This window comes from Capilliphycus salinus ALCB114379 (assembly GCF_047276495.1).
GTDB classification, from domain to species: domain Bacteria; phylum Cyanobacteriota; class Cyanobacteriia; order Cyanobacteriales; family Microcoleaceae; genus Capilliphycus; species Capilliphycus salinus.
The window spans coordinates 2,020,562-2,033,247 of sequence record NZ_CP178543.1 but is presented as its reverse complement, the minus strand read 5'-3'; the positions used below and the strand labels follow the sequence as shown (position 1 = coordinate 2,033,247).

The 12,686-nt window shown below is 41.3% G+C and carries 7 protein-coding genes; all 7 read right to left on the bottom strand.

The features are described 5' to 3' along the window. Window positions 1–23 precede the first annotated feature (23 nt). The 7 genes from ACL6C3_RS08400 to ACL6C3_RS08370 all read right to left on the bottom strand — a co-directional run bounded on the left by ACL6C3_RS08400 (window position 24) and on the right by ACL6C3_RS08370 (window position 12,609). Entirely contained in the window at window positions 24–3,254 is a 3,231-nt protein-coding gene (locus ACL6C3_RS08400; protein ID WP_413166709.1) for a PAS domain S-box protein, read from the bottom strand. Then, window positions 3,217–5,046, bottom strand: coding sequence for a PAS domain S-box protein (locus ACL6C3_RS08395; RefSeq protein ID WP_413166708.1), 1,830 nt, complete (start codon window positions 5,044–5,046; stop codon window positions 3,217–3,219). Before ACL6C3_RS08395 ends, ACL6C3_RS08400 begins: the two co-directional genes overlap by 38 nt. Window positions 5,047–5,310: 264 nt before the next feature. After that, window positions 5,311–5,469 carry a hypothetical protein gene (locus ACL6C3_RS08390; protein WP_413166707.1) on the bottom strand — a complete coding sequence of 53 codons (159 nt, stop codon included), beginning with the start codon at window positions 5,467–5,469 and terminating at the stop codon, window positions 5,311–5,313. Between the two features lie 336 nt (window positions 5,470–5,805). Then, window positions 5,806–6,192: a response regulator gene (locus tag ACL6C3_RS08385; RefSeq protein ID WP_413166706.1), complete on the bottom strand. Its 387-nt coding sequence runs from the start codon at window positions 6,190–6,192 to the stop codon at window positions 5,806–5,808. Further along, window positions 6,158–6,697: a hypothetical protein gene (locus tag ACL6C3_RS08380; protein ID WP_413166705.1), complete on the bottom strand. Its 540-nt coding sequence runs from the start codon at window positions 6,695–6,697 to the stop codon at window positions 6,158–6,160. Before ACL6C3_RS08380 ends, ACL6C3_RS08385 begins: the two co-directional genes overlap by 35 nt. Before the next feature lie 437 nt (window positions 6,698–7,134). Then, window positions 7,135–7,512, bottom strand: coding sequence for a response regulator (locus ACL6C3_RS08375; protein ID WP_413166704.1), 378 nt, complete (start codon window positions 7,510–7,512; stop codon window positions 7,135–7,137). Window positions 7,513–7,974: 462 nt separating this feature from the next. After that, window positions 7,975–12,609: a PAS domain S-box protein gene (locus tag ACL6C3_RS08370; protein WP_413166703.1), complete on the bottom strand. Its 4,635-nt coding sequence runs from the start codon at window positions 12,607–12,609 to the stop codon at window positions 7,975–7,977. Window positions 12,610–12,686 lie beyond the last annotated feature (77 nt).

Below are 12,686 nucleotides of genomic sequence, written 5' to 3'. Positions count from 1 at the left end.
TCTCCCAAAATTGAAGTTAGAGTTCAATCGGATACCGTTGAAAATGAACTCTCAATTTCTGTTGTTAACTTTTCCGAGACTCGACTGGAAATTAGATCGATAATTTTCTCAAATTGATATTGGTTCGCGAGTTCGGTTAAACGAGTTCCAAGTCTAGCAAATTCGGGAGAAAGTTGTTCGACCAATTCCGCGATCGCCAAATCATTTCCGCAGATAGCCGCATCCTCCAATTGTGTCAACCAAGCACCGGGTAATTTCGCCAAAAGGGTGAGATTGATATCGGGTTTTGAGGTGTTATTTTCCGATTTTCCCTTTAACAAATTCCCCGTGAATGATTCTTTACCCCCATCAGAATAACCCGTTTTCTGTTCTTGGTAAATATACTGTAAACCCAAATATTCTCCCATTTTAATAAATAAAGTTTGTTCGCGGAAAGGTTTGCTAATATAATCATTACAACCTGCCGCCAAAGCGAGAGCGCGATCGCTGTGAGAAGCTTGGGCGGTGAGTGCAATAATAATACTTTTTTGTCCTTGTTCCATTGCCCGAATTTGCTTTGTTGCTTCATAGCCATCAAGAATAGGCATCCGAATATCCATCCAAATTAGATCGGGTAGCCATTGTTTCCAAAGTTGTACCGCCTCCTGTCCGTTACTAGCTTGATAAACTTCTAATCCCAACTGTTCCAATAATCTAACCATCAGCAAACGATTTTCAGCCCGATCATCAACAACTAAAATCCGATGATGAGGTTGACCCGGCACCAAAGCAATCACCTGACGATCGCTTTGTTCGGGAGTGAGATCGACTCCGTTGGTTAGACAAACCGGAAGGCTAAAAGTGAATAGACTCCCCTTTCCTATTTTACTGCGAACGGAAATTTTTCCGCCCATTAATTCTACCAATTTGCGGCTGATGGTTAATCCTAAGCCGGTACCGCTAACCGATCGCTTTCCGGCTGTAGCTTGAACAAACGCATCAAATATTGTTTCTAATTCTTCCTGAGAAATTCCGACACCCGTATCTTCTACTTCAAAAATCAGGGTGTTTATTTGTGTGAATTCCTGACTTTTCACCCTCAAAGTTACCATCCCTTTTTCTGTAAATTTAATCCCATTGCTGATAAGATTAATCAGAACTTGACGAAGTTTTTGAGCGTCTGCGATAATAAATTGAGGAACCTCTGGAGCAATTTCAAAACTCAAATCAAGCCCTTTTGAACTCGCCCGTTCAGCTAACATATTTCGCAGAGAATGAAGCAAAGCAATTAAATCAAAACCCGTTTCATCGAGGGTACAATGTCCCGATTCTATTTTAGACAAATCCAAAACATCATTAATCAAACTCAAAAGATGATCGCCACTGCGTTGAATGGTTTGTAAATCTTGTTTTTGGGCGGGAGTCAGGGCGCTATCGTGGGCCATCACCTGAGCAAAGCCAAGAATCACGTTTAGGGGGGTACGGAGTTCGTGACTCATATTGGCAAGAAATAGACTTTTCGCCAAGTTCGCGGCTTCTGCGGTTTCCATTGCTTGTTGCAGGGTCAATTCTTTTTGTTTGCGTTCGGTAATATCCTGACCAATTCCCAAACAATACCCACTTGATAGCCGCACATTTGCCCAAGAAGTCTCTATTTTTTCTCCGGTAGCGGTTAGGGTGGTCATATCTTTCCACTTTCCATTTGCCGCCAACATATGTTCTAAAACACTTTCACAATAAACGGGATCGGGATAACATTTTGATAAGATATCTTTTTGCTGCCAGGTTTCGAGGGGCCAGCCTAAAACTCGTTCGAGTTCGGGGTTAATTAATTCAATTTGACCCTTGGAATTAAACAAGGTAATCATCACCGGGATATTATTAACAATCGTTTGAAATATTTCCTTTTGATACTGTAGTGCTTCCTCTATTTGTTTGCGTTCGCTGATATTTCTACAAATACAAAAGTTCATCATCTCACCGTCTAATTCAACGCGGTTCCAGCTAATTTCCACATCATATTCTGAACCATCTTTCCGGCGATGTCGGGTTTCAAACAGAGGAATAACTTCTTCTCGGGCGAGCATAATTTCCAGTTCTTCTTTTGTCCACTGAGCATCCCAATCGACAACATTTAAAGTCAAAGCTTCTTCTAAAGAATAGCCGAGCATTTGAGCAAAACTGGTGCTGGCTTGTACCACATCTCCTTGATTATTCATCACAACAATACCATCGATTGAGGTATTAAATAAGGTTTGAGTTCGCAGCAGTTCTTGTGCTAAATTCATTTCGGCTTGTTTGCGTTCGCGAAGGGCCGCTTGCCGTTCGCTAATATCTTTCATAAAGCAGTAATGACCGAGAAGTTGCCGGTCTTCATCATAAGAGGCAATCATCACCAATTCTTTATAAAAAATTGAGCCGTCTTTGCGAATGCCGGTGGTTTCCACTTCGACTCGACCTATTTTAACCATCTGCTGATATGCGGCAATCATTTTTTCTAATTCGTCGGGATGTACCGTTTTTTGCCAAGAAATCCCGATCATTTCTTCGGGTTGGTAGCCGGCAATATTCGCGTAGGTTTTATTAACATAAACGTAACATCCTTGAGTATCGAGTTTAGAAATCCCCGAAAGGGCATTTTCCATCACCTGAGTCAATTCTAGGCGTTCAGCTTGAACCCGTTTTCGCTCGGTAATATCTTCGGAAAAACAAAGCAAATATTGAGGCTGATGCTGTTCGTTATAAACGGGAACTTTCACCGTATGCAGCCAACGTCTGCCCAAACTATAACTATCAATTAATTCTTCGGGAATATCCTCAATTTCACCCTTCAAAAAAGCTTCTCTATCTTTTTGGTCAAAAAAGCTTGCTTGTTCTACAGGGAAAAACTCATAAACCGTTTGACCAATTGCCTGTTCTGCTGAAATCCCAAACAACTGTTCGGAGGTTTTATTCCAAAATTGAATGACTCCAAAATGATCCGGGTTTGCATTTTTAACAAAAACCGCAACGGGTAAATGATCTAATAAGGCTTGTAAAAAATTCCGAGTCTGTTTAATTTCTTCTTCGGCTTGCTTGCGTTTGGTAATATTAATAAAGGTAATAACAATTTGTTTTATTTTACCATTTTCCTCAAACTCGGGATAAGCATTCACCAATACCCAAGTCAAGTTTTGAGCGCCGTTATAAATTCCTAAAACATAATTTTTGAGGGGTTTTTTACTGGATAAAACCCGATTAACCGGATATTCTTCCTGGGGGCATAATACTGCCATCTTCTCGGAGAAAATACCACGCCGGATTGATCGCGGTTTTTCCCATCATTTGATCCGTCGATAACCCGAGTAACTCACAAGCGGTTAAATTGCATAACAAAATGCTAGTATCGGGCGCGTGAATAACAAAACCCGCACTTAAATTATTAATCAATTGTCGATATCGAGCTTCACTTTGACGCAGCGCTTCTTCTGATTTTTTGCGCTCGGTAATATCGGTATGAGAACCGGTCATCCGAATCACATTACCCCCATTATCCCAAAGCGCCTGACCGCGATCAAGTATCCATTTGTATGAACCATCTTTACAGCGAACCCGATGTTCAGAGAGATAAAAAGGCGTTTTCTGGGCAAAATGATCTTGAATAACTTGCGTTACCGATTCTAAATCATCGGGATGAACTCGCTTTTCCCATTCGTCTATCTTGTTTTCTATTTCATCATCTTTATAGCCCAACATTTCCTTCCAACGACTGGAAAAAAAGACTTCATTCGTTTGAACATTCCAATCCCAAATGCCATCATTATTCCCTTTTAAAGCCAATTCCCAACGTTCTTCGCTTTGGCGCAGCGCAGCTTCAGCTTGCTTGCGTTCGGCAATATTTCGAGCAATTTTTGAAGCCCCAATAATATAACCCGTCTCATCTTTAATCGGAGAAACGCTAATCGAAACATCGATTAAACTTCCATCTTTTCTCAGTCGTTGGGTATCGTAATGTTCGATGCGTTCTTCTCGAATAATTTTCTGAATAATTTCCTGTTCTTCTTCTTGATAGTCTGGGGGAATCAGGATTTTTCCAGATTGCCCAATCATTTCACTGGCTGTGTAACCAAAAATTCGTTCCGCTCCTGCATTCCAGCTTGTAATATTATCTTCTAAATTTTTGCTAATAATCGCATCTTCGGAAGATTCAACAATTGCAGCTAATCGCGCCCGGTCTATTTCTGCCAATTTTCGCTGATGAATTTCCCATTTTAACTTTCGATTAACGTTCTGAACTTTATAGATGTGGCACCGACTGAGTTGAACAAGATGCACGACTAATACAAATAGCCAAACTAACACTAAACCCCCGAAAAGTACAATAATCGGTAAAGAAGATTTCGCCTCTGATATCAATGCCTTAGTCGGCGCTACTACAACTCGCCAGTTTGCACCATAAGCCTGAACAACACCTGTTTTCTGAAGTGAAGATTCATCGGGAAATCCCGGTTGACAATAGACTAATTCCCGACCATCATAAATTGCCACCTTATATCCGGTTGGCACTCTCAAAATGTTATCGAGTAGAGTTTGAAACCGAAAAACCCCGACAATAAATCCATCAAAATTATTATCGACATATAAAGGTACTGTCGCCAAAAATCCTTGACCCCCTTGCACGAGGAAAATATGTCGAGTTAAAATAACTTGGTCTAAATCGCGAGCCACTCGCAAAGTAATCCGGCGACGTCGTTCTTGACTTAAATCTAGGTTTTGTACCGCTTCATTTCCGACTTGTGGCACCACCCAACGAAGTTGAAAGTCCGAATCAACCCATTCTATCGCCTGATAATCGTAGAAGTCTTCTATTAAAGCGGTGGCGTCGGCTTTCCAAATGTCCTGTGTTATCCCTCCATTGCTTTCCCAACGCTTGGCCATGCGCTCCAGGGTTTGGACTCGGGAGGTGAGTTGTTGGCTGAGTTGTAACTCAATGGCATCGGCTTCTTGCTGAATTAACTGTTCAATGTGAAGTTGTTCTTTAATGGTTAGTTGGTGCCACAGCAGTAAAACCGCAACAGAAGCTAGCACACCGATTAACACAGGCAGTAGTTTTTTAACTGGTATTTTCCATAAAATTTTAATGAAGTTGAGTAGAATCATAGAGCCATAAACCGATGAGGTTACTAGATCTAAGATATCTCGAATTAATTCGGCTTGATTTCACAACTTAATAATTCGAGATATGTTACAAATAGATTCTCTGGCATCTATAACGAGATGAGATAAGGGTTTTCAACCGGGGAAACGTTAAATCTTTGTTAAAATTTATCTGGTCAAAACTCGATTGAAACGTTAAGCCAGTAGAGATGAAACTCCTTTTTTTTGTTTGACTTCTGCGGCGAGGTTGCCGGATAACAATGAACCCGCTCTGTTCCCATCGCAACTAACCATCGGTTGCCAACAGTGACGACAAAACCAATAGACTTTTTTCTGCTGAATCTGACGAACCATGTGATTTGAGCAGCAAGGGCAATCTTGCATAAAAACCTCATTTTTAATGTTAATAAATTTTCAACGATTTGGCTATCAAATGTTAGTTAAATCGGTTTAATTAACAACAATCTGAACTGTAAAAGTTAAAAATAAAGATTTAGTAAAAAATGTAAAATTCTTAACACAGCGGTCTAAATCTTAATATAAAGAAAAGAATAGATAATTTACAGTCAACAGTAACCAGTGAAAGGTGAGATGATAACTGTAAACTGTAAACTGTAAACTGTAAACTGTAAACTGTAAACTGTAATCAACCCGCCCCTACACCGATATTTAATAGGAGGTTAGTAGAGATTAGTCTGGAGGATTCCAGCCCAACACATGGGCAATTTCAACCGGAAGCCGGCTTAAATCAAAAGGATTAACAATCACAATTGTAACTTGATATTGTTCAAATTGTTTGAAATCAAACCATTTCGGCCTGAGACTGAGTAATACAATCGAAATCTTTTCGGTTTGCGGTAGATTTCTCAGTTGTTTGGCAAACCACAAGACATCATTTTCAGTTAAACAAACATCAAGAACAATAGCATCAGGATGATTGAGTTTCGCTTGTTCTAATCCATCAAAAAACGAATTGGTTAACTGCACATTCCAGTCAGTACCGTAGGTCAAAAACATCTGGATGATCTCTTCAGTATTCGATTCATTGTGAATGAGTAAAATATTTTTGGTGGTCATAGAAACCACTGGCATTCTCATAGGTTAATTTTGGCTCAAAATGGGGTTTTCTGTCAGAATTTTTGGGGATGAAATTGGCTGTTAAAGCTTCTATCCGAACTCGGCGGGGTTGAACACCCAAGTGCTTTTTTAATTCAATTTTTAAACCATCTGAATGTACCTCAACCCGACAGCTTTCAGGTTCTACCGGGTAAGGTAACGGAATCAGACTCTCAAAATCACTTGGTCGAAAATAACCTTCAACTATACTTGATTCTGTCGGTTGACCTGCGATTAAAATTGTTTCTGGAGTTATTTCTACATCCAGCTTGACCAGATGAATATCAGAAATATATACTTTGAGTAAAGCTTTGGTTTCCATATCCTCAATCTGAACTGCTGCGATCGGAGTTTCTTCCGCCTCACCGATCCACAGGGTTGAGGATTGAGACTTTTTCAATGAATGAGAAAAAGAATCTTCAATAGATTCTGAAAAGATTTGATTGAATCCGGGAACAAAACTCATCTCAATCTCCTCATTTGCAAAAAATTTTTACACCCAATAACAGATTAGAGACAAACGGTAAAAAATTGGTAAAGATTCTGTTTTTGTAACAAAACTTTGTCAGATAACTGATATTAGGGAGATGGGTGTCTGGTTGGTAGGGGCGGGTTCTCAATAAATTAATCATTTCCTACAAATAACCCATATCAACCCGCCCGGGTGTCATCAGAAGTCGTGATGTCAGTCGTCAGAAGTCAGAAGTAAGCGCGTTCGCTATCGTTCGCTTTGCCTACAGAATTGCCTCTTACCCCTTACCCTTTACCCCTTACCCTTTACCCCTTTCCCTTTACCCCTTTCCCCTTTCCCCTTTCCCTTCTGACGGTGTGGACAAGTTAAAAACCCGGTTTCTAACAGAAACCGGGTTTTTGGGGTGGTGTTTACTGTTGACTGTAAACTGTCTAAAGCCAACCCAAAATGTCGGCGATTTCTTCAGTTAAACTGGTGACTTCAATGGGTTTGGTAATCACTCCCGCAACGCCCATTTGATTGAATTGAGCGCGATCGCTAGGTAGAACTTTCGCCGTTAACAAAATGACCGGAATTGAGCGGGTTTTCGGATTAGATTGAAGCCGTTCGTACACCTTAAATCCATCCATTCCCGGCATCGAGATATCCAACAAAATCGCATTGGGTTCTTTTGTTTCTAGAATCTTTAAACATTCTTCTCCCGATCCGGCCGTTAAAGTTTGCCATCCGGCTAGATCTTCTAAGCACAACTGCACCAATTCTCTCAGATGTGCTTCATCATCAACAATTAGAATTGTTCTGGTTGTCATATTATACAATTAAATGATTAAATTTTTGCTGAGTCTGATACCAATTCTTTATGAAGCTGCATCTAATTGATCATCCCTTGATCCCCCCTTTAATCCCCCCTTGATCCCCCCTTTAATCCCCCCTTGATCCCCCCTTAAAAAGGGGGGTGGGGGGGTTGGCGTAGGCGTTGCCTATCCGAAGGATATAGCCTGGAGGAATTAGAAAAAGTTGCATGATTAGAAAGAAATGGTATGAGAACAAGAAAACAAATAAAAGGCATCAATTTCAAGAGAGAAAAAATAGTCAACCATTTCTGTGCGCCCCATAACACCGATTAATCAACCGGATCATATCATTTTCGCACCAACACCAGGATTAAAGTCCAGGTATTTCGCTGGAAAATTTCAGAGATTTTCTCTGTCAACGGATGCCAATTTGTCACAACTTTTTCAGGTTTAATCACAGCAACAGGTTTGACCCTCCTACAAACTCTCTTGTGAAGGTAAGGGTACTGTAAAGAAAAATGTGCTACCCTCACCGATGCGACTTTCTACCCAAATTTTCCCGCCATGTTGCTCAACAATACTCTTACAAATTGCCAACCCCAAACCGGTTCCTCCTTTTTGACGGGAGTCGGACGCATCTATTTGTTGAAATCGGCCAAAAATCGCTTCTAGCTGATCGGCTGGAATCCCCCGTCCGCGATCGCTGACTTTGAATAAAACACAGTCGGTTTGAGATTCTGCACTCAGATCAATCCTAGAATTGGGCGGGGAGAATTTTATCGCATTACTCAGTAAATTTGTCAAGGTTTGAATAATCCCATCGGGTGACGCCCAGACTTCGGCATCGGTGGGGGTAAACGACAAGGTAATCTGCTGTTGAGTCGCGATCGCTTGGATTCCGTCTATGGCTTGCTGAATCAAATCTGCGGCTTGACAAACCGTTTTATCTAAAATCGCCCGACCGGACTCTAAGCGCTCTAAATCTAGGATATCATTAACCAGATTCACTAAGCGATTGGTATCGAGCAGAGCAATCTCAATCATCCGTCGAAACTTTTCGGGTTTTTTCTCATAAATCCCGGTATTTAACAATCCCAGTGACATTTGAATTGCAGTTAATGGGGTGCGAAGTTCGTGGCTAACAATCCCAATAAATTCATTTTTTATTTCTTCTATTTTTTGTCGTTCGGTGATATCTTCCCCAATGCTAATTAAGCCGATCACTTCACCTCCCGAATCTTGCAGCATCGTATTATTCCAAGCAATATATTTTTCCTCCCCCGATTTGGTCAAAATATAATTCTGATGATAAGGATAAGCATTCTCCGCTAAAATTCCTGAGAAAACTTTGTTGACTTCCGGTAGTTCCGAAGCCAGTAAAAAGTTCTCAAACCAATTTTGTCCTAAAACTTCCGATTCTGTGTATCCAGTCAGATGCAAGAAAAAAGGATTGACATAGTTAATATTTCCCTCCAAATCCAGCCCAACCACAATTAACTGTACATTCTCCAACAGCGATCGCCAACGTCGTTCCGCTTCTCGCCACTCCGCTTCTGTTTGTTGGCGTTCATAAAGTTCGATCTGAAGTTGACTACAAAGTTGTGATTGTTGAATCGCGATCGCCAGTTGATCCGAAATTTGTTCGAGTAGTGCGACTTCCCAAGATTCCCAATTCCGAGGTTTAGAATTTTGAAAAACCAGGAATAAACCCCATATTTTATTTCCTGAAAAAATGCAAAACTCGATATAACTTTTAGCTTTAAACTGTTCTAATATTTTGAGGTTATACAGGGAAATCGGGGCTTGATAAATATCCGGAACTATAGTCATTTTATTGTGATAATTATAATAAGTAAGAGTTTTTTGAACAAACAACATTATCCATTTTTGTTGAACGGTTAACTGATAATCTTCTAGACTATCTCTCCAATTTTCATCAATCGATTCTACAATAAAATTTTCATTAAAATTAGAATTGAAGCGATAAATCAGCACCCAATCCGCTTCTAAAGTTTGTCTAACTTGAGTCACCGCAGTCTTGAGAATAACATTGAGATCCAAAGACTGACGGATCGCTTGAGTAATACTAAAAAGTAACTGTTCTTGTCGGGCTTGCTGTTGTAGAATTATTTCCGCTTGTTTGCGATCGCTAATATCGCGAACCATTCCATAGACAACAATATTCCCATTCTCTTCGCGGTGGGGAACTGCGCGAGCGTGAAGCCATTTTAACTGACCGGATGGAGTCATAATCCGCCATTCGTGATCGAATATTTCTAAACTGTTCAAAGCGCGATTGACCAAAACCTTTAAAGCCCCAACATCCTCGGAATAAAATTGATTAAAAACCAAAGAAATATTGTTTAAAATATCCTCCGGTTCCCACTCAAAAATTCCTTGAAAAGCGGGGCTAACATAATCAAACCAAGCAACACCATCGGGCGAGTAAACCAGAGTATAAATTCCGCCGGGGACGTTAGCAACCAAAGATTGAAACTGGGCTTCTCGCTGTCGCAAAGCTTCTTCTATCCGTTTGCGTTGGGTGATATCCAGTACAATTGCACCGACGGCGATCGCCTGTTGAGTTTCTGAAAAAATCGGAAAATAGGAAACCAGAAAATAATTCAACAATTCCGGGCGATCGGGATTTATACCCGATACATCCAAACGGCGAATTGCTTCTCCGGTATCAATCACCCTTTGCAATAGAGGCGTCACAATTGTTGTCATATCGGAGGATAAAATCTCCTCGACTGTTTTTCCGATATGGTCTTCAATGGGAACGCCATTAATCTCAGCCAAAGCTTGATTAACCTTGAGATATCGCAAGTTTTGATCGCGAATTGATAATCCAATATTAGCCGATGACGCCGCATTAAAAAAAGCATCTAACAATTGTTCTCGTTTCAGCAATTCTTGTTGTAATTTCAAGCGATAATCAAGCTCGTCTCTCAGGCGTTCGTTGGTTTCCTCCAATTCTGCTGTGCGCTCTTTTACCCGTTCCTCAAGTTCGGTATTGAGTTGTTTGAGTTGAATTTCTGCTTGTTTGCGTTCGGTGATATTTTGAAAAACGATAGCAACTTTGCGGTTAGATTTCTCCGGAACTGGAAACGCATAAACATCAAACCAACCGTTCCGAACTGCGGAATAACCTTCAAACCGAATCGCTTCCCCCGTCAGTGCGACTTCAGCATAAATGTCAAACCACTCGGGTTCGAGATTGGGAATAAATTCACGTATGGTTTTACCGAGAGCCTGTTGAAGTCCGGTTTGTCTCTCAAATGTGGGATTCACTTCCAAAAAGCGAAAATCGACGGGTTTGTTGTGGTCATCAAACAACATTTCGATCACACAAAACCCCTCATCAATCGATTCAAATAGCATTCGATAGCGTTCTTCCGATTTTCGCAGCGCGATCTCGGCTTTTTTGCGATCGGTAATTTCCTCGCAAACCGTACTAATTCCAATCACGCGATCGCCATCTTTTAAAGGTAAAAAACTCTCCAACCAGGTTCGTTTCACTCCGGGTTGGGCGGGAGTTTCCCCGTTAATTTCCACATTGAAAAGCGGTTCTCCCGTTTCTATAATAGATTTTAACAGGGGTTCTGCCCTCTCAGCCAGTTCGGGAAGCAACTCGCCAACGGTGCGACCAATATGATCCTCTACAGGAATACCATTCATTTCGGCTAGGTGCTGGTTAATTCGCACAAAACGGAGTTCGGTATCTAAAATATTCAAACCAATGGGAGCGGAACGGTAAATGCTTTCAATTTCAGTCAGTTGTCGCTGAAGCTGGTTTTGACTTTCCCGCAGGGCGGCTTCCACCCGGCGACGTTCGTTTAATTCGGTTTGTATTTGTTCAAATAAATTGGCTTGTTGAATGGCAATTCCCAGTTGCAGGGCTAGCTGTCGCATCAGCGAAATTTCTGAATCTGTCCACGGACGGGGTTCGGCGCAGTGATGAGCAATTAATAATCCCCAAAGTTCTTCCCCGTTGATAATGGGAACAACGAGATTTGCTCGAACTTGAAAACTTTCTAACAGTTGCAGGTGACACTCTTGAATTCGGGGTTCATAAATATCAGATTTTGCGGTGACTAAACCTTGTTTAAAGGGTTGAATATATTCCTCTGCAAAGCAAGGATCGTAGATCTCCGTCGATAAAATTGCCGTCCATTCCGGCCCAACGGATTCTACCAAAACTGTTCCCCTCCAGTAGGGGGTAAATTTAAAGATTATCACCCGATCAGTTTGCAAAAGTTGACGGATTTCTTCTACTGTCGTTTGCAGTATTTCCGATAAATTTAGGGATTGGCGAATGCGGTGGGTAATTTCCTGTACAAGACGCTGTTGTTCAAATTGCTGATGAAGCAACGTTTCTGCTTGCTTGCGTTGGTCGATCGCCATGATCGTTCCTATCATCCGCACCGGTTGATCTTCAGCATCATAAACCGTCTGTCCCCGTCCTTCTATCCAGTGAATGTTACCATCGGGCCAAATAATCCGATATTCGTGATAATAGGGTATTTTGTTGTTTAGCGATCGCTCTACGGCTTGATTTATACCGGGTCGATCCTCGGGATGGATACAACCATCAAATGTCTCATATTTCCCATCAAAACTCCCCGGAGTTAACCCAAACAATTGTTCGTGTTCGGGCGACCATTCAATCTCTCCCGTGACCAGATTCCAGTCCCACATTCCCATCTGCGCCGCCGATAAAGCCATCCGCAATTGTTGGCTGTTTTCTTGGGTTAATTGTTCTTTGAGTCGTTCAAGTTTTTTTTTGCTCTCCCGAAGATTGCTAATGGCCAGGTTAATCATTATCCCGACGATCAGAAAAAGTCCTAACTCCAATAAATTCTCGGGTTGATTTACCCAGAATTGATTGCGGGGGGGAATAAAAAAATAACTAATTCCGAGAGTTGACAGGACAATCGCAACCATTCCCGCTCGAAAACCGCCAGACCAGCTACTTAGGATTATGGCAATATAAAAAAGCGGAGTAATAATCGGAAAGATGAGCGGTTCTAGCCAAGCGGTCAGCAGGAAAGCGATTGTTATGAAGGAAAAGGCGATTCCGTAGGGTAAAAAGGTTCGAGTAAGTCCCATATTTGTTGTTGCGCTAAAGCGCCCAAATCACAAGATTGAAAGTCGCATGATCTGAAATGTGAAAAAGTTGTCTTGGT